The sequence below is a fragment of the Methylobacterium sp. WL8 genome (genome assembly GCF_008040045.1).
GTDB lineage: Bacteria > Pseudomonadota > Alphaproteobacteria > Rhizobiales > Beijerinckiaceae > Methylobacterium > Methylobacterium cerastii.
The window spans coordinates 1-23,524 of record NZ_VRVF01000051.1 but is presented as its reverse complement, the minus strand read 5'-3'; the positions used below and the strand labels follow the sequence as shown (position 1 = coordinate 23,524).

Here is a 23,524-nt window from a genome sequence, read left to right as displayed (position 1 = left end):
GAGCGTTTACCTCGAAGGAGACATCAGTCCTGTCTTCAGCGATCTTCGGCTGACCTCAGCCTGGACGCACCCGACTCTCATTCTTATGGCAAGATTCTAGATCGCGTACCGAGCGGTTGTAGGTCTCGTTGAAGCGTTGCGCCGGTTGGCTCGGATCACTCTTGGCGCGAATGTCCCGGGCGACGTCCCGGCCATGCCCAATCACGCTTGCAACCGTATCGGTGTAGCCGGTGCAGGATGAGTTCGCCTTCGGGCTCATGCCGTCGAGAACCGTGTCGAGGTGGCGGTTGGCGTTTGAGACCTCGCCGAGTGCGGCCAGGAAGGGAGCAACATCCGCCTTCGGTCCCAGTGCCTCGAACCGCCGGACTGCGCGGCGCAGGGTGAGGCTGGTGGAGAGGAGGCGCCGTGCCGGCGCATCCTCCGGCAGCGCCGCCAAGCGGAGCTCATCCCGGGCGATCTCGCGCTCGAACAGGGCCGTGCCATACGCGTCCATCGCCTTGGCGGCCGCGTCGATTCTGGGAACGAGGATCGCGTGCTGCTCGCGGGCGAACTTAAAGCCATCCTCTTTGAACTCGCGTGTGGTCTGATAGCGCGTGAGCGCCTTCAGGATGGGATTGACCTCACGCAGGGCTGCCAGCAGCCGGGAGGCCTGAGCATCCACCTCTGGCACGACGCCCGGCAAGGCAACGGCCTTCTCCAACTCGTCGATGACCCCATCGAAATCCACGATGCCGAAGTGGTACCAGGCGTTGGCGCCGAGCTTTGTTCCGAGCTTGAGCACCCGCTCGTTGTCGCGTCGGTAGTCGGCCAACTGCTGCTCCAGGGGATGAGACCGGACCAAGTGGTTTTGGGCCTCGGTGTAGGCATTGGCCTTTGCCACCGCCTGAGCCTCGGGCGTCTGCGCCGGCGCCGGGCGGGCGGTCGCCCGAGCCGAGCCCGGCGGTGGCGGCGGGCTCTGCAACAGGGCCTGGGAGGCCGCGGGTGCGGCTGGAAAATCGCATTTGAATGCGTCGACCAAACTTTTGCGCACGGCCTCATGAGCCTGGGCGCACTGATAGGCCACGGTCGGACGCGCCGCCTCGTTGCGCAGGACCGAGTCGCGGAAGCTCTCGCGCATCATGTTGATGCCCTGGCGGATGCCGGGGCGAGCGGCTTCCGGTACGCCGGGGCTGGCCGCGCATTGGGCATAGGCCTCCAAGAAGGCGTCGCAGCTCTCGATGCCCACCGGTGTCACCGGCGTGACCGCCACCACGGGTGTGGCCGAGATCCCCCACAGGAGGGCCAGCGCATAGGCCGAACGGTGAGACATGCCGAGCTTTCTCGTGGAGGCTGTGCTGCGCATTCTGGTCCTCGAAGTTGAAGCGCCGGGCCGTGGAACGACGACGCTAGCGATTGTGGAGGGCGACGTGGACCTCGTTGCATCGACTAAGTCGGGATTGTAGCCGAGGAGATGGTCAGAACCCTCCTCGGTGATGCCTTTCCTCATAATTACGTGGGCCTGGCTGGTCTCCGCCGGGGTTCTTCATCCCGGGGTAGATCGGCAATGCTGGATGACCGCTTTGTCGATCTGCCGCCAATTAGCGGACAGACCGCAATCCACCCAAGCTAGTCGTAGAGCGGACGGACGCGTCCCGACCCAACCCAGTCGTTCCGGGTCCCGGAGGCGATGGCCAGAAGCGGACATTGAGCGAGCCAGCTCTGTACGGATTGAGTTGGCTGAAAGCCGTCTGGTTGGTTTCGGTAGCGCGATGCCCCACACCGGACACGGAAGTATCGCCGCTACCATCATAAGAGGTGTACGTTTTGCCGACGTTTGAATAGCCGACACGGTTTACCGACGGAGCCGCAACAATATTTCGCCAGCGGACCTGCGTTTCAATCGATTGCCGTTAAAAGGGTCGTTTGTCCGACATGGGTCCGATTGAAGGCAATGCCGGAACGAGCGTCGGCCGCCTTGGTCGTCATCTCTTGCGAGCTTTGACTGTCTTGTCGGTCTCGTAGGCGGCCAGGGCCGCAGCCGAGAAGCGCAGCAGCTTCCTGCCGAACATGTGCCCCGCCAAGCGCCATCGCTGTCGGGGAACAGTGCGAGAGAAGCTGGGGGACGCCCTAATAAGACGCCTTGGCTCACGTTCTCATCCATCAAGCATGCGCGCACCTCAAGGCAGGATCGCGCGACCCTCTGTGGGTGGCATCTTGATTTGGAACTGAGGTTGGTAGATTTCACGCCGGTAGCGTACTCACAGGACAACCTAAGTGATCAAAGAAAACCAAGAGCAGAACTCCGATACGCTCGCGCTGGCCAGAGAAATTGTTGCGGCCTACGTTGCGAACAACTCCATTCCGGTCTCTGAGCTTTCGAAGCTGATCAGAAGCGTGCATGCAGCCCTGTCGGGCCTCTACAACGGCTCCGTGGCTGCGGGTGGGGACGCTGTCGCTGAGAATGTCGAGCAGCCGACCGCAGCGCAAATCCGCAAGTCGATCACGCCGGATGCGCTCACCAGCTTCGTTGACGGCAAGCGCTACAAGACCTTGAAGCGTCACCTCAGCAAACATGGTCTCGACCCGCACGCCTACCGGGCCAAGTTCGGCCTCCCGGCGGATTACCCGATGGTGTCTCCGAATTATTCCGAGGCCCGCTCCGCCCTCGCGAAGAACATTGGCCTCGGCCGGCCTGGTCGCGCGGCTGCCTAAGGATCTCCAGAAGCCCGCCGCGATCCAGCGGCGGGTCAGGTGCCTTCAACCAGCCCACGAGGTCAAGCAACTCGTCCAGTTCGCAGCGTTGCGAGCTCGGCCTGAAGATCGCCGTGCCGATGTTGTCGAGGGGACCATGCCTCGTTACAGCGCGCCATGGACAAGCTCGAAGCCCTTCTGGACCGCCTCAAGGCCCGTCAGCGCGACCTCATTATGGAAGCCGCTCAGTACGATACGATGCCGGCCGACAGTACGCTGAAGCGGATCGCGGAGCTGGAGAACGCGATCGCGGCGGTGGAGGCGGTGGCAGACGAGGAACGGGGTCGGCGGCAACGGTAGGGTCAGCGACGTGAGCGATCATTCTTCGGCAACCTGGATGCTGCAATGTTGTCGGTGCCGCATCAGCGGTTAGCAGATCCCCCCTCGATCCGCTGTGGCGGTCCTGCTTGCCCCCCGAGTGGGACCGCCTTCGTTGCCCTAAAATAAGTTGCCTACGTTACCGAGAGGGGGCGATATGCTGACAGAGTCCATTATCGGAATGGCACGCCGCCGCTGGCAAGCTCCCCGTCCGTTCAAGGGCCATACGAAGGAAAGCCTGCTGCGGAAGCTCGACAGTCCTGCCGTCCGCGAGGAGGTCAAAGAGCAGGCCCGCCGGGAGCTACAGCTTCGTTCCTCGGTTCCGCTCTCCGGTTAGCGATTTCAAGCTTGAGCCCACCGAAATCTGACAAACCGAAGTCGAGCAAGGCGCCAGACCTAAAGCGGGTGGCCTTCCTCATCGCCGTGAAGCGGAGGCGCGAGACGACGAGGGTCTATGCAGTGCTGGCACGCATGCCCTGGCTCTTGTTCAGGGTATGGCCACCGAAGGTACGACGATCGAGATGGCCGCAACTGTGTCGCACCGGATGGCTAGCTCTCTCAAATTGAAGGCGGGAGAATTTCGCTTGGTGTAGGGCGGGAGAGGCCAGCACTCCCGTCCTACCTTAAGGTAGGCGCGCTGCAGATCGGGTTCAGTCGTTCGGCTTCTCCGACATGATGGCGCCCGTCTTCGGATCGGCATGGAACTGCATCTTCTTGCCGTTCTTGACACCTTCGCCCTCCCAATGGCCGTCGTCTGCCTCGAATTCGGTGATGCTGGTGTAGCCGGCGTCCATTAGCTTCTGCTTGACCTGCGCTGCCGGCATCCAGTCGGCGCCGGGCTTATCTGCCCAGGCGGGCGTCCCACTTAGGAGGGCGGCGGCAAAGACGAGCGCAACGGTGGTTCGCATCAGGGTTCCTCCGGAAAGACCGTCCCAACGGTTGGCGAGATGGTTGGTTCGATCCAGCCGCAGCCGAATGCGCGACCAGCATGATCGGATTTCCGTTTGCCGCTTAAGGTGGATCTGATCTGTGTCCCTCGACGCCGTTCTTTTCATCGAGGTCGGCACCCGTTGAAGGTTCCTCGGCCTCGGCGGTTTGCAGCCAGGTCAGGAGCCGGCGTGCGAGGTCGATAGGCGGATCTATGGGATGTGCTGCTGCGGCGAGCGCAGCGCGGACATCTCGAAGGAACTCCGCGACATCATCGTCGGCCATCGGTGCTCAACGAGTATTGCGGCCGTTGGTTTCTTGGGGTGGTTCGGCCGGCGGACAGGGCTCCGTTAAGCGCAGGAGACCAGGAAGCCGGTCATCCTTCACCTGAAGGTGTGTGAGGCGATCCCGCGATGCTCGGATTGCGGCATAGGTCGCCTTGAGGGTTGCAGCGTGCTCGACTCGATGTGCTCCAATCCGATCGATGAGGGCGCGGGCCGTTCGTAACGTGTGCGCTTTCGGCAGTGCATCGTTGACCCTCCAGGCACTTGGGACCGGGCGACGATACTGCGCAGCACTCGATGGCGATCTATCTCAGGTTATAGCGCCAGTGACTTAGGCAGCTTAGCCTCCTGGCATCTGGGGGTGCCTGTGCCGCGTTACTTCTTCGATATCCACGATGGCAGCCATACGCGCGATGATGTTGGGGTTGAGTGTGCGGACCTTCAGTCCGTTGCCTTGGCGGCTAAGAAGATACTTCCAGCCGTCGCAAAGGACGAGGTTCCAAAAGGGAGCGAGCTACAGTCCGTCATGGTTCTGGTGACCGACGAAGACGGCCGCCCCGTCTACTCGGCAGCGCTCACCTACACGGGGAATTGGCTGCTACGGTAGGAGGTCATGCGGGTTCACAGGTTTGTTCGTGCTAACGGCCAAGCTGCGTGCTACCCCGGTGCGGCTCCTGACCTGGGGAGCATCGAAACTAAACGAACCTCGGCGTGCCCTCATCCGGCGCGCCTTTTTCTTTGGTGAAGCTATGATGAAATTATCTGAGACTATATAGCTTGCACCAAGCTTAAATCCTGCAGTGCGATGCACCAGGATTTGTTGCTAGTTTAGCAGCAGGATCATCACTAATGACGAAAATTGCTTATAGCGCCTCGGTTATTCGATGCGGGATTGATCAGTCCCATACTCGTATTGAAAAATCTAGAAGAATACTCGATGCGTCCTACCACGCCATAGGAACCGCTCGCCAGGCAATCAATACCTCCCGAGCGCGGCTTCAGGCATTGCCTGAACGGTCGATTGACGCTGACAACAAAATTGCAAACCATAATGCCATAGTTGTAATGAATATAGATACAATCGCTGAAAGGAGTGATGATCTAATAGCGGCCTATGTGGCGGCCCGGGAAACTGGAGACGAGGCCGGCGTCGAGGTTTTTGGGAAAGCACTAGAGATAATAGGCCGTCATCTTGCTAAGGAACTTGGACCAAAGGCCGCCGGCGTTGTTATGAACTGACTAGAAATTTGGCATGCCTTATTCTACATATACGCGATGACGCAGAAACGTTGCGATCCTTCAGCATTGCGCGAGAGTCTGGGGCGCATCGCACGCGCGCTGGATCGGCCTGTGTCCGCTCTGTACGACGCCGGTGGCGAACCGACCCGCGAAGCTGAAACGCTCGCATTGGTCAAAGCCTTTGACCTCATCACCGATCGTCAGGCTCGCGCCCGGTGCATCGCGTTCCTGAACGCTGAAGCGGAGAGACGATAAGGCTGCCGCTCTGGCCCTCGGTCAGGCGAGCTTGCTAACCTGATGCCGAAGGTCTCCGGCGGGTAGACGTTGTGATGGCCCAGTCATTTCTTCGACATCGTAGGCGTGGCCCCTCGCTTCTGTGCAGGCTTCCGTTGTCGATTATCCCGTTCGCACATACGCGGCTAAACCGGCACGAAGGGAACGCACCGCGTCACTGACGCCGTTGCGACCACGCTTGGGCAGGTCTAAGTTGGGTGGATCGTGGCTCTCGCTTCGGCTCTCCGCGCTTGAGAGACACGTGTGCTCCCGCATCAACGCGCGGAAAGCCGATGCCTCGTTACTTCTTCGACATCCATGACGGTTTTCACCTGCGCGACGACGTGGGCACCGAATGCGCCGACCTGCAAGCCGCTGCGCTTGAGGCCAAGCGCCTGCTGCCGGCGATAGCCGCTGACGAGATCCCGAAGGATGGCGAGCGCCAGATCATCACCGTTCTGGTAACGGACGAGGAAGGCCATGCGGTCTACTCGGCCGCCCTCGCCTTCATCGGCACATGGCTGCTACGGTAAGCCCTTACCCGTGTCGGCATTCTCGTAGGCAATCACGTCTGCGGGCGAGATGCGGAGAAATCTCCTGCCGATCTTGCGCGCTGCCAGTTGGCCCCGCCGGATCATGACGCGGATGTGGTTGGTGCTGCAGCAGACCGCTTGCTTGGACCGTCACGCCAACATGCCGGCGAAGGAGGTGTGTAGGGCGGTGACAAAACCATCCACTGGAGTGTCGGCGTCGTGCTGATGCTGGCGGGGTAAAAGCCGGCCAGTTTGAGAGGCTTCTTTTTCGGGAGGGGCCCAGGATGTTTGCCGTGGAAGTCTACGCGGCCGTTCGGCAGTTCGTTTTCATCGACGGCCACTCTCGTCGCGAGGCAGCCCGGGTATTCGGGCTCAATCGCGAGACGATTGCCAAGATGTGCCGGTTCTCATTGCCACCGGGCTATACTCGCACCAAGCCGATCGAGAAGCCGAAGCTGGGGCCGCTACTGCCGGTGATCGATGCGATCTTGGAGGCGGACCGGATCGCACCCATCAAGCAGCGGCACACGGCCAAGCGGATCTTCGAGCGTCTGCGCGACGAGCACGGCTACGCTGGCGGCTACACGGTGGTGAAGGATCACGTCCGGATCGCACGCGCGAGTGGGCGGGAGACCTTCGTGCCGTTGGCGCACCCGCCGCGCCATGCCCAGGTCGACTTCGGCGAGGCGGTCGCCACCATCGGCGGCGTGCGCCGGAAGATCCACTTCTTCTGCATGGACCTGCCGCACTCCGACGCCTGCTTCGTGAAGGCGTAGTCATCGGCCTCGCTGGACGATCCGGCACGGGACCGCTCGTAGGCGGCGATGGCCCCGGAGCATTCCGGAGAAAGATTCTGGCGATTGCGTTTGAAGCAGGCCTTCACCTCCGGCCCGCCCGGCTTCATGCCAGCGCACAGGCGGAGGTAATCGCCTCCGCAATTCGCCCGCATGGCCTCCATCTCGGGACCCTCCTGCGCCATGGATGGCCGGGAAACGACCAGGGCGCCTGCTAGAGCAAGCGATGTCAGGGCGAGGATACGGATGTTCATCGGGAGGTCTTTTCGTGCGGTGGGGGCCGGACGTGCGACCCTACGCGGGAGCTTGCCCGCGTAGGGTCGATGGTCTCTCAGCGAGCCGACTGGCTCGGCGCGGCGGCAGGCGGGTTGGCGAGCTGCTGACGGACCTCGGCGAGCTTCGCCTGGGCGGTGCTCAGGTCCTGGCGGGCCGCAGCCAGCCGTTCGTCGATGGTCCCGGCCTCCTTGTTGCGGGTCGCCAGGGTCTCGGTCAGTGTCGCGAGCTCTCCTTGCGCGTCGGTCTGGCGCTTGCGCAGGGCGTCGAGGGCTGCGGTGCCGGCATCGCGGTCGGCGGAGAGCTTCTGCAACGCCTGCTCGGCCTGACCCCGCTCGGACACGACGCGGTCGCGCTGGGCCTGGGCCTCGGCGAGCTCCTTGCGGACGTTCGCCAGGGCGTCCCAGGCCTGCTGGGCATCGCGGTTCGCCTGCTCGATCTCGGACGTCAGCTTGCCCTTGTCCGCGGTGAGTGCGGCGACCGCCTGATCCGTGTCCGTACGCTGCTTCGTGACCTGATCGGTCGCGGTCCGGGCGTCGGCCAGTTCCTTCTGGGCGGCGGCTGCGGCCTCGCGGGCGTTCTGCTGGCGCTCCTCGGCCTTGGCGAGGTCGGCGGTCTTGGCCGTCGCCTCTTGGGTCATGGTCGCGAGATCGGCGCGCAGCTTGGCCTCCTGGACGCGGGCATCCTCAAGACGACGACCGACTTCGGCAAGGTCCTGGGTGCGGTCGACGGCGGCCTTCTCGGCGGTGGTGATGGCCTCGCGTAGAGGGGCCAGCTTTCCCTCGGCCTGGGAGACCTGGGACTGCAGGTCGGTGAGCTTCTGCGACTCGGCCTCGGCCGTCTTCTTCGCCTCGGTCGCCTTGGCCGCGGCCGCCTGCTGATCCTTGGTCAGGGCTGCGGCATGGGCCTTCGCCTCCTCGGCGGCCTTGCTTGCCTGCTGGTCCTGCTGCTGGGCGGTGGCAATCTTGGCCTGGAGTGAGGTCAGCGTACCGGCGGTGGAGATCTGCCTGTCCAGGTCGGTGCGCAGCGCCGTCTGCTGGGTCTGCAGGTCCTGGATGCGGTGGTCACGGGCGCTGCGCTGACGCGCGCCGGCGATGGAGGCGACGATGAGCCAGACCAGCAGCACCACGGCCACGACCGCGAGGCTGAAGGGCAAGGGGCGCCGGAGTTCGGAACGGTAATCGATGGCCATCGGGGTCTCGCAAGCTCGGGGAAAGGCATTGGATGGAACCCCGGCGCGGCGTCGCCCGGCGTCGTGTGTGGCCGGCGCCCTAGGGCACCGGCCATGTCCGTGGGTCAGGCCGGCCGGCGGCCGTCAGTGGCGTAACGGTCGATGGCCGAAGGCAGCTCGCGCGAAAGGCGGGACAGGAGCGCGCCGCGGCTCAGGCCGGTTTGCTGGGTGAGGTGATCCAGCGTGTCCGGACCGATGGCGCGTTCGAGGTCGGCCTCGTGGATGTCGCGGTTGGCGCCCTGGTTCACCCAGGAGTTCGCCGTTTCGCCGTGGCCGCCCTTGGTGAAGTGGTCGACGAGTTCGCTCAGGCCGCTGGCGATCAGGCCGCCGACGCCGGCGGTGCCCAGGCCGCCGAGCAGGCTGCCGAGATTGCCGATGCCGCCCGTGGCGCCAGCGTTTGACGCGGTGCTCTGGACTGGCGGCACGGTGGAGTGACTCTGGTTCAGCGAGGGGCTCGACGGGGTGTCGTGGCCCTTCAGAAGCTCGGCGAGCTTGTCGCGGTTCTGGTAGCCGGCCACGGCCAGCAGGCCCAGCAGCGCAGTCATCGAGGGATAGCCCTTGCTCATCGGTCGTCCTTGTCAGTTGGAAGGTGGAGGGTTGGCGGAAGGCCAACCTTCCGGGGCTCCGAGGCCGCCCAGGCGACCGCGTTCCGACCCGGCGTCGAAGCCGGGCCGGTGTGGTTGAAGCGGGACGGCTAGAACTTGCTCGGCGCGTTGCCGGCCTTCTCAAGACGCTGTTCGGTCTCGCCCTGCAGGGCCTGGAACGCCTGGCGCTCCGGCATCTGGAGCACGGGGTCGAGGGCACGCATCGAGCTGTAGAGCCCGGCGGCGAACGCCCCCCCGAGGAGCGGCGCGACGATGAACAGCCAGAGCTGCTGCACCGCCGCCCAGCCGGCGAACAGGGCCCGTCCGATACTGCGGGCCGGGTTCACCGAGGTGTTGGTCACTGGAATCGACACGAGGTGGATCACCACCAGCACGGTGCCGATCGCGAGCCCAGCGAAGCCGACCGGAGCCTTGAGATCGGTCGCACCCAGGATGGTCAGGACCAGCAGCGTCGTCAGCACGAACTCGGCGATGAACGCCGCCGCCAGATTGTAGTGGCCGGGCGAGCGTAGATCGAACCCGTTCGAGGCGAAGCCGGTGGCGACGGCGTCGACACCGGGCCGTCCCGTCGCGATCCGGTAGAGGACGTAGGAGGCCGCGATGGCGCCGAGGACCTGGGCGGCCACGTAGGCGGGAAGCCGTGCGGCGGGGAACTTCCGGTTCAGCGTCAGGCCGAGGGTTACGGCAGGGTTGAGGTGGCACCCGGAGATCGGCCCCAGGGCATAGATCATCGCCATCAGGGCGAAGCCGAAGGAGAGCGCGACGCCGGCGTAGCCGATGTGGTCGGCGGCGAGAACGGCGCTGCCGCACCCGCAGAGGACGAGGACGAAGGTGCCGACGAACTCGGCAAGGTAGGGGCGCATCGGCGGGGCAGCTTTCCGGATCGAGGTCGGGGATGTCTGCGGAGTGTCGGCAACACGAGACATCCACGGATCCGCGAGGCGTCCGGGAGCTATGCCGTCATGGGCCCGGGCCCGCCGCCATGGCGGGCCCGGTGGTTCGGTTCGTTATGGGCAGGCGTGACGGTCGCCGTCGTTGCCAAGGTACGTGCCACTCGACACGTCGTAGGACCGGAAGCGACGGGCGCAGTAGGCAACCGCCTCGGGGCCGGGACCACCCTGCACCACCACCGGAGCGGCCTGCGCCTGCGAGTTAGCGATGGCCCCGCCGATGATGGCGCCGGCCGCGAGACCCGCGACGCCCGCACCCACGGCGGCACCGACCCCGGGGCCGCGGCGATAGCCGTAGCCGCGACCGTAGCCATAGCCTCGCCCGTAGCCCCGGCCGCCGCGCCATCCGCGATGATGGCCGAAGCGGCGGAACTGGACGTACTCGGTCGGCAGGTCGCCGTGCACGAGCGCTGCGACGGGAGCCGCAGTGGCCGCCGGCGCGGCATGGGCCGGTAGGCCGACGAGGGCGGCAGCGACGGTGGCAGCGAGAGCAAGGGTCAGCTTCATGGGGGATCGTCTCCTGACGTCGAAGGTGCCGTGCAGTTTCAGTAGCCCCGACGGTTCGGCGGGGTTGTCGACCGGCCGGTGAAGCGGCGGCTGACGTAGGCGATGATCTTCGGGAGCACGAAGGCGGTAAGGAGCTTGCGGATCATGGGCTGGTCTCCGGGACTGCGGGTTCAGTGCTTGCGGCGGGACAACCAGCCGACCGCGAAGGCGACGGCGGCCAGGCCGAGCAAGGTCGAGGTGCGGTTGTCGTCGGCGTAGCGCACGGCTTGGCGGCCGTAGGTCGTGCCGCGCTTACGGGCGTGATGGGCGAGGTCGCGGCCGTCCGAGATGAGGTTGCCCGCGCGGTCGCGCGCCTCGTCGACGAAGTGACGGCCGTCCTCGATCAGGTTGCCGGCTCGATCCCGAACCTCGTGGGCGATGTCGCGTCCGTCGTCGATGAGATCCTCCGCGCGGTCGCGGGCGCGGCCGTAGGCGTACTGCGCGCCTCCGGCGACCTGGTTCACGGCGCCACGGACCTGCCGGGCCGGATCACCGGTGAGGCCGCCGACGGCGGTTTGGGCGCGGCCCTTGAGGTGGCGGGATGCGCCGCGGAACTGGTCACCGTTCATGGGGGACTCCTGGGTTCGAGGATGGTGGGTGCGAGGCGGGATTCGCATGGGGTTCCCGCCGCCGCCGCGGATCAGCGCTTGCCGGTGACCTTGTCGACGATGGAGGCGACACCGTCCTTGGCTTCGCCGACGGTGCGCTGCGCCTCGCCCTTCAGCTCTTGGGCCTTGCCCTCGACGACGAGCTTGTCGTTGCCCGTGACCTTACCGGCGGCCTGCTTGACGTTGCCGGCCGCTTCGTTGGCGAGGCCCTTCAGCTTGTCCGTGGTGCTGCTCATGAGATGGCTCCTTGATGTTCGGTGAAAGCGGTCTTCGGTGAGGAGGCCGGCCGGTCGCGGAGACCGGCCGGGGATCGGTTCAGGCGCGGCGGGCGGTGTAGCCGTCGGCCAGGGTGTGGAGCTTCGGGGCGCCGAGGCGGCCGCCGAAGAAGCCGGCGAGCGCGCCGAGGATCAGCGCCAGGGCGCCGTAGAACGCACCCTGGGTGGCGGCGCTGCGGGCGGCCTCGGCGGCGACGGTCGCCTTCTGCTTGGCGTCGGCGAGCGCCGCCTCGTACTGCTTCTCGTAGCCCTGGATCTGCGTCTTGGCCTGGTCGGCCGGGATGCCCTGGGCCTTGGCCAGCGCATCGGCGGCGCGGTTCTCGGCCTGGGCCTTCTGCGCCGGGTCGCCCGAGAGCAGGGCGCGGATCGCAGAAGCGGCGGCGTCGCGCAGGGCCTGCGGGTCCTGCCCGTTGGCCTGCTGGCGCACCGACTTCTCGATCCCGTCGAGCGGGTTCGAGATCTGGGCCAGCGACGGGGCCGCCGCCTGGGCCGCGGTCTTCACGGTGCCGCCGACGAGCGAGCCGGCACCGCCGAGCGTGCTGGTCACGCCGGAGAACGCGCCACCGATGAGGCCGCCCGCGGCCGAGGTGAGCAGGTACAGCACCACGAGGGTGGTCACCGCCCAGGAAACGAGGCCGTGAAGCCCGGCAGCCCCGGTCACGGGCTTGCCCGAGAGGCGCCCGGCGAGGAAGCCGCCGGCGAGCGAGGCAACGATGCCGGAGACGACGAACCAGACGCCCGCGCCCATCGACAGGGTCGAGGCGGTCGGGTTGTCGGCGGCGGGACCGCCGACGCTGGACAGGCCGACGCCGACGCCGACCATGTTGAGGACGACCTGGGTCACCAGGGCGGTGACGGCGCCGGCGAAGATCGCGCCCCACGAAACCTGGTTCAGCAGGACGGTGCGGGTGTCGGCCGAGGCCGCGGCGGTCGGGGTCGTGAGGATGGGGGAAGTGGACACGTACAGGTACTCCGGGTCGTCGGTCGTCCGAGATATTCGGTCGTTCGATGGGTCAGTCGGCGGGGTGGAACTCTGCGATCCGACCGCGTAGTCCCCGCGCGGTCGGATCGATCAATCGCGGGTGCGGATCAGTCGCGGCCGTGGATGAGCAAGCCAAGGCCGTAGCCAAGCAGGCCGACCACCAGCAGTGCAGCGATGGGATGCTCGGCGATCCGGCCGGTGACCTCGCGGCCGCCCTGGTGCAGGGCACGGGCACCGTCCTCGTAGGCATCGCCGGCGCGGTCGTAGGCTTGACCACCGGCTCGGCGGACGTAGCGCTCGCCGCGGTCGTAGGCGTCCTCCGCGGCGCCCTGGGCGCGGCGTGCGCGCTGCTCGACGTCGTCGGACCCGATCAGGCTGCCGACGGTGTCGCGAACCTTGCCGCCGAGGTCGCGGGCGGTGTCGGCCACCGTCTCGGCGGCGTCGCGCACGGTGTCCTTGGCCTGGCCGTAGAGGTTCTCGGCGGCGCCCTGAGCCTCGCGGGCGCGGCCCTCGACCGAGTCCCGCTTCGACCCGGTGAGGTCGCCAACCGTGCCCTGCACCTTGCCGCCGAGTTCCTTGGCGGCGCCCGTGATGCGATCCGTATCAACCATGATCTTTGTCCTAATCAATCTTCGACGTGGTTTCGTCAGATGAGGCGTATGACGGAAGCTATGCCGTTGGGGTGGGCTTCAGTTTCGCTTCGGGCTTCGACAATTTCTGCTTAGATTTGCCCTCGGCCTCGACTTTGGGATCGCCGACCAGCTTTCCGATGGCCTCCATGATCGAGCCCCTGGTCTTTTCGGACGTGTCGGTCGACTTCCGCGCGTTCACGATGCTCTCCCAAGCCTGGACGATTCATGCACTCGTCAGGTGGCCCGCCGATCCCGGCGAGCAATGATGCAGACGTACCGGTTGTCAGGTTTTTATTTTCCAGTCGCTGCCGTCGGAAAGCCGTTCTCGCGGCCCCAGACGATGACCTCGGTGCGCTTGTGGACGCCGAGCTTGCGGTAGAGCGACGCCGAGTGGTTGCGCACCGTGTTCTTCGAGAGGTTCAGCCGCCCTGCGATGGCGTCGTCGCCGAGGCCTTGGCAGATGAGGTCCAGGATCTGACGCTCGCGCACCGTGACGTTCGGGACGATGCCGTCCTCGTGGTCGGTGCCCGGCCGGCGCAGGTTGGCGAGCTTTTCGATCAACCCGCGGCTGAACCAAGAGGTGTCGGCCATCACCGCCTCGACCGCCTCGAACATCTCCCGCTCGCTGCGCTTGCGGTCGGTGATGTCCTGCAGAACCATGAGGGCGAAGCTCTCGGAGCCGATCTCCACGCGCTCGGCCGAGACCAGGCAGTCGAAGTTGGCGCCGTCCTCGTGCTTGAGGCAGACCTCCAGGCCGAGCACGAAACCGGTCCGCGCCACCGCCGACTCGAACCTGGTCCGGGCCACGTCGTGAACCCAGAGTCCGAGATCCGCCGGCGAGCGCCCCGAGACCTTGTCGGCGCCATAGCCGAACACCCGGGTGAAGGCCTCGTTGGCCCCGGTGATGGCGAAGTCGTCGACACGCGCCAGAAGCGTCGGCACCGGGGTCAGGCGGAACGCCTTGGCGAAGCGCTCCTCGCTCTGTCGTAGGGCCGTCTCCGCCTTTCGGCGCAGGTCCAGGTCGGCGAAGCTGAACAGCATGCACGGCTCGTCGCCGAACTCGATGGGCTGCCCGGCGACGATCACGTAGCGGGTGCCGCCGTCGGGCAGATCGAGACACGCCTCCATCTGCGGGATGGTGGTACCGGCGTTGAGCCGGTTGATCGCAAGGTCACGGTTGCGGGCGTTGGCCAGCACGTCGACCTCGTAGACGCTGCGGCCGATAACGGCGTCCCGAGTGTAGCCTGTCATCTCCAGGAACCCGAGATTGACCTTGACGTGGCGCAGGTCCGAAAGTCGGCAGATCACCGCCGGGGCCGGGTTGGCGTTGAAGGTGGCCTCAAAGCGCTCCTCCGCCTCGAACTGTTCCGACACGTCCTTGAGGATCAGCGCAAGGCAGCTCGGGTTGCCGTCGGAGTCGGTGGCGACCAAGCTTCGGAGTGAGTGGACGAAGTCCACGTCAGGTCTATCGGTCCGCTTCACGTCGACGATGACGTCGTGGAAGCGTTCGCCCGAGACGACGCGCTCCATCGGATACTGGTTCGGGGTGTGGTGGTTGCGATAGCGCAGGGCGAAGCGCTCACGGTAGGCGTCCACCGTCTCGCCGAGTTCGCCGACCGTCTCCGCGCCGTGCATCGCGAGCGCGGCTTCGTTCGCCCAGACGATGGTCTGATCGGGCTCGACCAGGATCACGCCTTCGCTGAGGCCGGCAATGATTTGCCGGAGCTCGTGCCTGTCGACACCCACCGTCACTTTCGGCCGCCTTCCGCTTGGATCAACGCAGCCCGTAACAGCCATCTCCGACCACGGTTCCGGTTCGAAGCAAGAAAGCGGCTGGTATATCCAGATCATTGACGTGAACGTGAACGATCAGCCAAAACCCATCCGGCAATTCCCGGCGTAAAGGGGCGGACGCGACCCGGTCGTCACCCGGAAAAGTTCGAGCCTGCACATATGTACTTAAGCACAGTTCCCCCTGAACCTTCGCCGAGCGAGGGACTGCCTCGTCATGTCCAGGATCAGATCGGACGGCGACTGAACGAACTCATTCCCAGTGTGGATACGGTCGGTTTCGACACGCGGCTTGGGCAGGTGGTGCTTCGGCTCAGGGCGGCCTTGCTCGATGCCGAGGCGGAACGACAGATCACCAAGGAGTTCGGCGACGAACTCATCGCGCTCGTACCGCGTCTGCGCCGGTTCGCCCGCCTTCGCACAGGCTCCGAGGCGGAGGCCGACGATGTGGTCCAGGCAACGTTGATGCGAGCTTGGGAACATCGGTCTCAATTCCAAGCCGGCACCAACCTCGTCGGTTGGCTGTTCACGATCCTGCGCAACACCCATCTGAACCAGCGCAAGCGCCTGCGCCGTGAGGTCGAAGACGTCGACGGAGTTTTCGCGGGGACGTTGTCTGCGGCTCCGGACCAGGAGCATCGGATCGCCCTGTTCGAGTTGCAGGCCGCGCTGGATGCTCTTCCCGCCGAACAGCGGGAGACCCTGATGCTCGCGACGGTAGATGGGCTCGGGTATGACGAGGTGGGCGCCATCCTCGGCTGCCCGGTCGGCACCGTGAAAAGCCGGGTAAGCCGGGCGCGCGAACGCCTCGCGGCGACCTTGGGGCTTTCGTGACGGCGGACATGCCAGCCGACGAGGATACGACCACCTCTCCATCGTTCGATCCCGCGCCCTTGGCCGCCCAGGTTCGGGCCGCTCTGGACAGCTATTTGCTTGAGCGCGCCCCCGACCAACGCCTCGCCATCTGGAAGGCCATCGCCCTTGGCTACGGGGGCTCCTTCGAGGATCTCGCCGGATGTCCAGAGCAGGCGCCTGGTACGCCAGGGGGCTAGCCTCCGGATGGCTGGTCAAGAACCGGACCGTCGGCGTTCTGCGGGATTTCACTATGAAATCCCCTGCGAAAATGATGCTTCCGTATCATTGAGTACCGACAATCCGGATATATCTCCCGGTCTTCGCGAAACACCTCCTGGGGTGTGGCGAGACAATCCCGAAGTTTTGCCGGGCCACCTGAGTCCCCCGATCAGGTCCGGCATGGCCGCAGGGCCGGGCGTCGTGCCGCTCCGGGCGCACGTCCGGCCCACAGGCCATCTATCACCAGAAGCCATGGAGATCTCGACAGTGTCCAATCCCGGCATGCCCGATCCCATCCCTGGCGGGGACATCCCAAGCGAGATGCCGCCGCGACCTTTCCCGGGCGAGCGACCACTTGGGCCGGACGAGCCGTCGGCCCCTTTCGACGAGCCGCCCATCGATGAACCGGTCGAGCCCGGCATCGGTCCCGATCACCTACCGGGGGCTCCGACCGCCCCTGGCATCCGCGTCTGAACATGCTTCCGTCGGCCTACGAGGCGCAGGCGATCCAGGAAGCCATCGAGTCCGGCATGGCACGTTCCGAGCTCTTGGCGACCCTGGGCGGGATGCGACTACCGGAGATCGTCCCGCCCCATGCCGGCGAGGGCATGGCCGACTACGTGGCCCGGGCCACGGGCGAACTCCTGGTCCGCTACCTTGCGCTGGACGAGGGCGACACAGGGGCGCCCGCGTGACGGTCGGGCGACGAGAAAGGCCCAGGACACGGCGTAGCCAGTGCCGCCCGAGAAAGGGGCTCATCCTCGTCCTGTAAGCGAATTACGATGACCGGGTCCGTTTCGGCGTCGTGGAAAGCGGTTCGCTGAAGGATCGGGCCGTCGACACGCACGAGGTTCTTCCCTCCGAGGACCGTCGCTGGACGGTGTGACACCCACACCTCTGGCATGACCGGATCCGCTCTGTAGAACGATTCCGATCAACAGGATTTTTCCATCTTGAACGACCATGCCGACGGCGCGCGGATCGACGCCGAGATCACCAGCACCGTCGCTGGCTCAGATCCATTTGCGGCCGCCGTTCGCGCGACACGCATGCCGATGGTGATCACCGACCCGCGGTTGCCCGATAATCCTATCGTGTACGTGAACGAAGCGTTCGTGAAGCTGACCGGCTACGCCCGCGAGGAAATCATCGGACGCAACTGTCGTTTCCTCCAGGGTCCCGAGACGGACCCGGAGGACGTTGCCCGCATCCGGGATGCCATCGAGCGACGCGTCACCATCGAGATCGATATTAAGAACCGTCGCAAGGACGGCACCGCGTTCTGGAACCGCCTCCTCGTCTCGCCGGTCTTCGCGCAGGACGGAGAGCTCACCTATTACTTCGCCTCGCAATACGACGTGACCCTTGAAAAGGAGCGTCTCGTCTTCCTTCAGAAGGACCGAGATGCCCTGGAGGCGGAGTCCGCACGCCGGTCCCTCGAACTCATTCAGAGTGAGGAGCGCCTTCGGTTCACCCTGAAGGCCGGGCGCCTCGGAGCCTGGACGCTCGATCTCGGCGTGATGCGCCTCGTCTCGTCGGACGGGTTCAAGGAGAATCTCGGACGCGCACCCAACGACCCTCTGACCTACGAGGAGATGCTGGCGGCTATCCACCCGGACGACCTTCCCAGGAAGCTCGCGGCCCGGGACGCCGCCATCGCGGGCCACTCGGACTACGACGTCGAGATCCGGGTCATCACGCAGCAAGGCGAGACCCGCTGGCTGCAGTTCCGTGGGCAGGCGTCGTACCGTGCGGACGGGACGCCGCTGAGCATCGCCGGGATCAGCCTCGACATCACGGACCGCAAGCGGGCGGAGGAGCACCGGGATCTCCTGGCGGGCGAGCTCAACCACCGCATCCAGAACACCTTGGCGACCGTCCAATCCATCTCTCGACAGACGCTGCGCGGCGCTGCCTCCCTGGAGGAGGCGCAGGTTGCGATGGAGTCGCGGCTGCGCTCCCTGTCGGCCGCGACGGAGATGCTGGCACGGGGCAGCGGCGACTGGGCGACCCTGACGGAGGTGGTTATCGCCGCGCTGCATCCGTTCGGCGTGGAGCAGGACCATCGCTTCAAGATCGGCGGTCCGATCCTGCGCCTTGCACCTCGCGTCGCCCTGGCCTTCGCCCTCGCCATCCACGAACTCGCGACGAACTCCGTCAAGTACGGGTCCCTCTCGCTGGACGACGGACGTGTGATCGTGAGTTGGGACGTCGCGGACAGGTCCGGTTCCGACCGGCTCTGGTTCCAGTGGCAGGAGGTGGGGGGCCCCCGAGTGTCGCGGCCGACCCGAACCGGTTTCGGCTCCCGAATGATTGAGAGAGCGCTCGCCCAGGAGATCGGCGGGACGGCCGAGATCGAATACCGCCCGCGGGGCATCGTATTCACGGCTGAGGCGCCGCTGGCGGAGATCACGAGGGACTAACGGGTCCCCACTCCGACTTCAGTCCGCCTTGTGTATGGCGTCGATGACCTGGGATGCCCGGTAGGGCTTGGGCACGAACAGGCCGTGGTCCGGCACCTCTTCATGGGCGAAGCGGTGGCGCCCCGACGTCAGCACCAAACGGATATCGGGCCAGTTCTCTGTGACGCGCTCGGCCAGGGTCACGCCGCACATCGAGCCCGGCATGTCGACGTCGGTGAAGACCACCCCGATGTCCGAACGCTCGTGCAGGATCGCCCAGGCCTCGTCGGCATGGTGCGCCTCGACTACCGAGAAGCCGGCGTCCTCCAGCATTTCGACGGCATTCATCCGGACGAGGTCGTCGTCCTCGACCACGAGGATGACCGATGCTTCGAGGGCGCGCTTCATCGACATGGCATCTCAACAGGTCAGGCTTGGATGGGTTGCTTGCGGCAAACGTAATGTCGAACGTGCCGCTGCCGCTCTCGCCTTCGGTACCGCCCTGACCTTGGCCGTGGACCCAATTCCCCATCGAAGGGTTTACCTTCGCGGCGATGCGAAAGGCATCGCCGAGACTCAGGATCGACCCAGGGATTGCATGGCCGAGGATACGACGCCGACCGACTACGAGTGGACGCTCGAAAACTTCACCGGCACGATCCACCGCGGCGGTGTCGCCCTGTGGGCATGGTCGCCGAGCCGGCGCCTGGCCCAGCTGGATGCCCTCTGCAAGGAGTTCTGGGGCACCTCCAAGTCCGTCGTCCCCATCGACGACCTGTTCGCCAAGGTGAACGCCGAGGACCGGCATGGGATGATGATCGACTGGGACGCGAGCGCGACCGATCCGGGCCCCTACAGCTTCGACTTCCGCATCGGCGACGGACCCGACGCCCGCTGGATCTCGGCGCGCGGCGTCGGCGGCGACGCCGGCCAGGTCGGCGAGTGGGTTCAGGCCATCTTCCTCGACATCACCGACCGCAAGCGGGCCGAGGAGGCCGAGCACCTGCTGACGGCCGAGCTCGAACACCGCGTCTCGAACATGTTCACGGTCGCCCGCGCCCTGACTGCCATTGTCGCCCGCGAGGCCAAGTCGACGCCTAACTTCGCCGAGGACCTGTCCCGGCGCTTCGGCGTCCTGCACGAGGCGACGTCGCTGGCGACCCGTTCGCACAAGCATGACCTCGGCGACGTCAGGCTCCAGGACCTTGCCGAGCGAATCCTGTCTCCCTACCGCGATGGTGCCAACATCGACGTGGTCATCGACGCGACTGCGACCGCGGCGCCTGGTCGGGTCAACGACTACGCGATGATCTTCCACGAGCTCGCGACCAACTCGGCGAAGTACGGGGCCCTGTCCGGCGGCGGGACCCTCCGGCTCAAGGGAAATGTCGACGGTCACGAGATGCGGCTGACTTGGGAAGAGGGCGTGGCACCGTCTAAGGCGGAAAAGGCCGACGGCACCGGGTTCGGCTCCCGCCTCCTCAGGCAGACCATCGAACGGAGTCTGCGCGGCCGTTTCGAGCGCACCATCGACGCCGGCGGGATGCACTTTGCGATGGTCGTGCCCATTGGGTGATCCTCGCCCCGATCCGACCCTTCGCAGCGCCTCACCGCCGGAATGACATTTGAAGTACCTCACGACCGCCCTGAAAGTCCTTGCCGTCCTGCTTGCCATGGCGACCTTCCTCCCCCTGATCCCGACCAACCTCGGCTTCGTGCGCAGCCTGGACTTTCCCAGGCTGCAGATCGCCGTCGCCCTCGTCGCCTGCATCGTCGCGCTGTTGGCGACGTCCCAGGACGCCCTGGCGTTGACCCTGTCGGGTGCGATGCTGGCTTCGCTGGCGCTGCAGGCGAGCCACATCCTACCGTTCACGCCGCTGGTCGCGACCCAGGCGAAAGCCGCGGAAACCTGCGATGCCGGTGGCCGCGTCAGCCTAGTCGTCCTCAACGTGCTGCAGTCGAACCGGAACTATGCGGCGGCTCTCGACGTAATCGAGCGGCAATCGCCGGACATCGTGCTGCTTCTTGAGACGGATGCCGGTTGGCTGTCGGCGATGGCGCCGCTGCGGGAGCGATACCCGAACCGGGTGGAGCAGCCCCAGGACAACACCTACGGATTGCTGTTCTACTCGCGCCTCCCCCTGCGCGATCCGACGGTCCGTTTCCTGCTCCAGGAGGATGTCCCGTCGCTGCGCACCACCATCGAACTGCCCGGCGGCGAGGCGGTGACCTTCCACGGGTTGCACCCCCGTCCTCCCGGCCCGGCCCACAGCAGCGCGCCGCGCGATGCCGAACTGGTCATGGTCGCGCGCGAGGTCGCAAGGACGAAGGGGCCGACCATCGTGGCGGGCGACCTCAACGACGTGGCCTGGTCCCGCACCAACCAGATCTTCCAGAACGTCAGCGGGCTGCTCGACCCCCGTCAGGGACGCGGCCTGTTCTCGACCTTCCACGCGCAGTACCCATTCGCGCGCTGGCCGCTGGACCACGTCTTCTTCAGCGAGCACTTTTTGCTCGCCGACATGCAGCGCCTGGGCGACGTCGGATCGGATCATTTCCCGATCTCCGTCAGCCTGTGCCGGGCTCCGCGGGCGCCCATGCTGCAGGATGCGCCCGAAGCCTCGAAGGAGGACCACCGCGACGCCCGGGAGGCGGTCGAGGCGGTACGATGACCGCCCGTCCGGGAGCCCATCCACGACATGGCGGCGACCCACAAAATCAGGGCAATCTAACACTTGGTACCCCCCCGGAAGGTCCGCATCGTGTGGGAAGCGGACCCCGGCCTTGCGTCCATAAGCGGACGTTCCGCATCCGACCCAACTCGGGCATTTGGATCGCCTTTTGCGGTTCTCCAAAGTGGCCGCTGATCACTCAGGAAATCAGCCGATCAGCCAAGGCCGCAGCTTCGACTGCGTCGATCCATGCACTCTTGCATGCGCCATACGCGTGAGAGTTGTCGGGGTAGAGCGCTCGGCACCTGACTTTCTCATGCGCATAGGATGTAACGAGCTCTGGTCTCTTCCGAAGGTAGTCGCGGAATACGAGGTGGCGCTCGATGTCGGGAGATCCCGTGGCGAAGCAATGCAGTTGTACGAGCCGCCGCCCAGAATGGCACTCGTCTTTCGTGGCGTAGCGCCGCCCCGGCAGTCCGAACTCGCCCCACCATGCGAAGCCGATTGCTTCGAGGTCACTTCTGCGCCGATCCAGCACATAGAGGTCGCCGACGACCGGCATAAGATCCAAGATGGGCTTTGCCGTCAGACCTGGGATAGCGGTCGATCCGATATGGTGGACGGCAAGCAAGATTGGATTGAGCGCGACGCGCAGGATCGCGGCTTGCGCCTCAGCAGCCTCTGACCAGCGGGGGTCGTGTTCGGCCAACTCGACCTCGAATGGGGGTGGCATCAGATGTTCAACAATGTGCGCTCGCGCGCGGCGTCGATTACCACGTGCGCGGGAACATTGATCCATGCGGCACCGCTAAGGTCGGCCCCTGCTTCTAGCCAATCGCCCACGATACGGTAGCCAAGGGTGTAGCCGAGCCAGCGCGGATACCGGCCGCCGAAGCCGAAGAACCATGCACGATGGTCGTGCCCGTTGCTCACGAGCGTGGCGTTGTCCGGCAGATTGGCCGCAAGTACCTCGTCGGTCACGGCGCATTCCCACAGCTCGGGCGGGGAGTTGAACAGGTGGCTGACGAACTGCCCCGCGAGGCCCTCGCTGACGAGGGCTTCGCCCAGCGTCCAGCCGTAGCCGGGACCGGCCATGCGCATGCAGTGGTGGGCCTCGTGCACCACGGTCCGGCGCAGATCCCCATCTCTCAGCGCGGGCGCAAAGTTGGGGTTATCGGGATCGATAGTGAGGGAGAACAGGCCAGGGCGGATGGCTTGCCCCGTCGTGCCGGTCTCCGGGATCACTTCACCGGGCAAGCGTTGCACGAGGATGTCGATCGGCGGCACCGGCAGCACGCGCGCCACAGCCCTTCTGGCGATCTCGACCTCCCCGGCGACGATGTTCCGCCAGGGACCCAAATCACCGGACGCCTCAAGCCAATGTAGCTGCCACATCATCTAACCTCACCCAGGTCCAGCCTCATCCTGGCGTGAGTGACAAGGTGGGACAACTCCGCCTGTGGGTCGAGGACAAGCACTGCTGCCGGACGTCCGCTCCACGCTATTGCCACCCGAAAGCGGACAGACAGAAATCCACCCGTTGCAGAAGTCGGGAACGACCGCTTGCAGGATGATGGGCCTGGCAGAACTTAAGGCCAGAACAGATGTGAAGTGGACTTGCGGGGACCATCAGCCCCTTACACAAATGACTTACAGTTCACACAACCAATATTATGAAACCTGATCCGGCATCCGCCTCACGCGCGCGAGGCAAACGTATGCATGATCGCCAGCACCTTCTCCCGATCGTGCTTATCCGAGATCGCGTGCCACGAGCGCAGCAGTTCGGTCGTCTGGCCCAGATCGCTAGCGGTCGCGTCGAAAAAGGCCGTCGGCGCGATGTCGAGGGCCTCGGCGAGGCGACTGAGGGCAGGGCTGAGCTTATCTGAGCCGCCATCAGAGTTTGTGTCGCTCAGCATGCCCCCCCCAACCCTGGTTGTGCACAACCGACATACCGCGCTCCCGAAAAGAGATCAAACTTCCACGCGAGCTTTGTTCCTTGGATTGCAACTTAGCGTGTGTTATATCCGGAATTATACAACAGATTAGGCACATTCCTCAGCTAGGAATGGAGGAGGTGCCATGGCGACACAAGGACAACTCGAGCGCATAGCCGACGTATGCCTCGCAGCCCACGCAGAGATCGAAGAGCACGGCACGTCTGAGATGCAGAACCTAATCCGGCTCCTGCTGTTTCAGGTCGGCCAGGAAATCGCGCGACGGCAATTTGGTGGCCTCGAAATTAGGCGAGATCTCTTAGACCCCGTTTCATAACGCTCGTGCCAGGCGTCTGACGAGGATCATGGCTGCTGCCAGGACGAAGAAGGCGAGTGCGGAAGAGGCCGTCGCCTCGTGATCACGGGCGAGCCTGCGGCATCGACTGAT

General features: G+C 65.3%; 27 protein-coding genes and 2 pseudogenes. 11 read left to right on the top strand and 18 right to left on the bottom strand.

Features of this window, described 5'->3' with window-relative positions; translation table 11 throughout:
• Positions 1-55 precede the first annotated feature (55 nt).
• Positions 56-1,342, bottom strand: coding sequence for a DUF3829 domain-containing protein (locus FV234_RS17550; RefSeq protein WP_246686226.1), 1,287 nt, complete (start codon positions 1,340-1,342; stop codon positions 56-58).
• A 911-nt stretch (positions 1,343-2,253) separates the two neighbouring features.
• Here FV234_RS17550 and FV234_RS17545 point away from each other — a divergent pair.
• Complete coding sequence (locus tag FV234_RS17545) at positions 2,254-2,691, top strand: MucR family transcriptional regulator (protein ID WP_147830632.1); 438 nt, start codon at positions 2,254-2,256, stop codon at positions 2,689-2,691.
• Between the two features lie 156 nt (positions 2,692-2,847).
• Positions 2,848-3,030, top strand: a complete 183-nt coding sequence (locus FV234_RS17540) for a hypothetical protein (RefSeq protein ID WP_147830630.1) — start codon at positions 2,848-2,850, stop codon at positions 3,028-3,030.
• Positions 3,031-3,698: 668 nt separating this feature from the next.
• Here the strand turns inward: FV234_RS17540 and FV234_RS17535 are convergent.
• Both FV234_RS17535 and FV234_RS17530 read right to left on the bottom strand, forming a co-directional pair.
• A complete protein-coding gene (locus FV234_RS17535; protein ID WP_147830628.1) occupies positions 3,699-3,956 on the bottom strand; it encodes a PepSY domain-containing protein in 258 nt (85 codons plus the stop codon).
• Between the two features lie 103 nt (positions 3,957-4,059).
• The gene (locus tag FV234_RS17530) at positions 4,060-4,260 is read right to left on the bottom strand and encodes a hypothetical protein (RefSeq protein ID WP_147830626.1); all 201 of its coding nucleotides are present in this window, start codon (positions 4,258-4,260) and stop codon (positions 4,060-4,062) included.
• 848 nt (positions 4,261-5,108) lie between these two features.
• Here FV234_RS17530 and FV234_RS17520 point away from each other — a divergent pair.
• The 4 genes and pseudogenes from FV234_RS17520 to FV234_RS17500 form a co-directional block, all read left to right on the top strand.
• Positions 5,109-5,498, top strand: a complete 390-nt coding sequence (locus FV234_RS17520) for a hypothetical protein (RefSeq protein WP_147830622.1) — start codon at positions 5,109-5,111, stop codon at positions 5,496-5,498.
• Between the two features lie 36 nt (positions 5,499-5,534).
• On the top strand, positions 5,535-5,753 hold the full coding sequence (locus FV234_RS17515; RefSeq protein WP_147830620.1) for a hypothetical protein: 219 nt from the start codon (positions 5,535-5,537) through the stop codon (positions 5,751-5,753).
• Positions 5,754-6,064: 311 nt separating this feature from the next.
• Positions 6,065-6,304, top strand: coding sequence for a hypothetical protein (locus FV234_RS17510; protein WP_147830619.1), 240 nt, complete (start codon positions 6,065-6,067; stop codon positions 6,302-6,304).
• A gap of 284 nt (positions 6,305-6,588) precedes the next feature.
• Positions 6,589-7,077, top strand: a pseudogene (locus FV234_RS17500) (IS21 family transposase); the annotation flags it as partial.
• A 352-nt stretch (positions 7,078-7,429) separates the two neighbouring features.
• Here FV234_RS17500 and FV234_RS17495 read toward each other — a convergent pair.
• The 10 genes from FV234_RS17495 to FV234_RS17450 all read right to left on the bottom strand — a co-directional run bounded on the left by FV234_RS17495 (position 7,430) and on the right by FV234_RS17450 (position 14,952).
• Positions 7,430-8,563: a chromosome partitioning protein ParA gene (locus FV234_RS17495; RefSeq protein ID WP_147830615.1), complete on the bottom strand. Its 1,134-nt coding sequence runs from the start codon at positions 8,561-8,563 to the stop codon at positions 7,430-7,432.
• 104 nt (positions 8,564-8,667) lie between these two features.
• Entirely contained in the window at positions 8,668-9,168 is a 501-nt protein-coding gene (locus FV234_RS17490; protein ID WP_147830613.1) for a YidB family protein, read from the bottom strand.
• Positions 9,169-9,296: 128 nt separating this feature from the next.
• Positions 9,297-10,070, bottom strand: a complete 774-nt coding sequence (gene aqpZ / locus FV234_RS17485; RefSeq protein WP_147830611.1) for an aquaporin Z — start codon at positions 10,068-10,070, stop codon at positions 9,297-9,299.
• Between the two features lie 144 nt (positions 10,071-10,214).
• The gene (locus FV234_RS17480) at positions 10,215-10,664 is read right to left on the bottom strand and encodes a BA14K family protein (protein ID WP_147830609.1); all 450 of its coding nucleotides are present in this window, start codon (positions 10,662-10,664) and stop codon (positions 10,215-10,217) included.
• A 170-nt stretch (positions 10,665-10,834) separates the two neighbouring features.
• Positions 10,835-11,272 carry a CsbD family protein gene (locus FV234_RS17475; RefSeq protein WP_147830606.1) on the bottom strand — a complete coding sequence of 146 codons (438 nt, stop codon included), beginning with the start codon at positions 11,270-11,272 and terminating at the stop codon, positions 10,835-10,837.
• A gap of 71 nt (positions 11,273-11,343) precedes the next feature.
• The gene (locus FV234_RS17470) at positions 11,344-11,547 is read right to left on the bottom strand and encodes a CsbD family protein (RefSeq protein ID WP_147830604.1); all 204 of its coding nucleotides are present in this window, start codon (positions 11,545-11,547) and stop codon (positions 11,344-11,346) included.
• 79 nt (positions 11,548-11,626) lie between these two features.
• A complete protein-coding gene (locus FV234_RS17465) occupies positions 11,627-12,547 on the bottom strand; it encodes a PhnA-like protein (RefSeq protein WP_147830602.1) in 921 nt (306 codons plus the stop codon).
• Positions 12,548-12,675: 128 nt separating this feature from the next.
• Complete coding sequence (locus FV234_RS17460) at positions 12,676-13,179, bottom strand: CsbD family protein (RefSeq protein WP_147830600.1); 504 nt, start codon at positions 13,177-13,179, stop codon at positions 12,676-12,678.
• A 58-nt stretch (positions 13,180-13,237) separates the two neighbouring features.
• On the bottom strand, positions 13,238-13,399 hold the full coding sequence (locus FV234_RS26515; RefSeq protein ID WP_246686225.1) for a CsbD family protein: 162 nt from the start codon (positions 13,397-13,399) through the stop codon (positions 13,238-13,240).
• A 92-nt stretch (positions 13,400-13,491) separates the two neighbouring features.
• Positions 13,492-14,952, bottom strand: coding sequence for a helix-turn-helix transcriptional regulator (locus FV234_RS17450; RefSeq protein WP_147830598.1), 1,461 nt, complete (start codon positions 14,950-14,952; stop codon positions 13,492-13,494).
• 201 nt (positions 14,953-15,153) lie between these two features.
• Here FV234_RS17450 and FV234_RS17445 point away from each other — a divergent pair, with 201 nt between their 5' ends.
• From FV234_RS17445 to FV234_RS17430, 3 genes are all read left to right on the top strand, one after another.
• Complete coding sequence (locus FV234_RS17445; RefSeq protein WP_246686224.1) at positions 15,154-15,825, top strand: sigma-70 family RNA polymerase sigma factor; 672 nt, start codon at positions 15,154-15,156, stop codon at positions 15,823-15,825.
• Between the two features lie 716 nt (positions 15,826-16,541).
• Positions 16,542-16,760, top strand: coding sequence for a hypothetical protein (locus FV234_RS17435; protein WP_147830596.1), 219 nt, complete (start codon positions 16,542-16,544; stop codon positions 16,758-16,760).
• A gap of 258 nt (positions 16,761-17,018) precedes the next feature.
• Positions 17,019-18,488, top strand: coding sequence for a PAS domain S-box protein (locus FV234_RS17430; RefSeq protein ID WP_147830594.1), 1,470 nt, complete (start codon positions 17,019-17,021; stop codon positions 18,486-18,488).
• Between the two features lie 18 nt (positions 18,489-18,506).
• Here FV234_RS17430 and FV234_RS17425 read toward each other — a convergent pair whose 3' ends face one another.
• Entirely contained in the window at positions 18,507-18,881 is a 375-nt protein-coding gene (locus FV234_RS17425) for a response regulator (RefSeq protein WP_147830592.1), read from the bottom strand.
• Here FV234_RS17425 and FV234_RS17420 point away from each other — a divergent pair.
• Together FV234_RS17420 and FV234_RS17415 are read left to right on the top strand one after the other, a co-directional pair.
• Complete coding sequence (locus FV234_RS17420; RefSeq protein ID WP_246686223.1) at positions 18,847-20,043, top strand: HWE histidine kinase domain-containing protein; 1,197 nt, start codon at positions 18,847-18,849, stop codon at positions 20,041-20,043. The genes FV234_RS17425 and FV234_RS17420 overlap by 35 nt on opposite strands.
• 49 nt (positions 20,044-20,092) lie before the next feature.
• On the top strand, positions 20,093-21,139 hold the full coding sequence (locus FV234_RS17415; RefSeq protein WP_246686222.1) for an endonuclease/exonuclease/phosphatase family protein: 1,047 nt from the start codon (positions 20,093-20,095) through the stop codon (positions 21,137-21,139).
• A gap of 199 nt (positions 21,140-21,338) precedes the next feature.
• Here the strand turns inward: FV234_RS17415 and FV234_RS17410 are convergent, their stop codons facing one another.
• The 4 genes and pseudogenes from FV234_RS17410 to FV234_RS17395 form a co-directional block, all read right to left on the bottom strand.
• Positions 21,339-21,848 (bottom strand): GrpB family protein, encoded by a 510-nt coding sequence (locus tag FV234_RS17410; protein WP_246686221.1) that lies wholly within the window; start codon positions 21,846-21,848, stop codon positions 21,339-21,341.
• A 23-nt stretch (positions 21,849-21,871) separates the two neighbouring features.
• On the bottom strand, positions 21,872-22,537 hold the full coding sequence (locus tag FV234_RS17405) for a DUF2268 domain-containing putative Zn-dependent protease (protein WP_147830587.1): 666 nt from the start codon (positions 22,535-22,537) through the stop codon (positions 21,872-21,874).
• 299 nt (positions 22,538-22,836) lie between these two features.
• Entirely contained in the window at positions 22,837-23,058 is a 222-nt protein-coding gene (locus FV234_RS17400) for a hypothetical protein (protein ID WP_147830585.1), read from the bottom strand.
• 349 nt (positions 23,059-23,407) lie between these two features.
• Positions 23,408-23,524, bottom strand: a pseudogene (locus FV234_RS17395) (IS5/IS1182 family transposase); the annotation flags it as partial.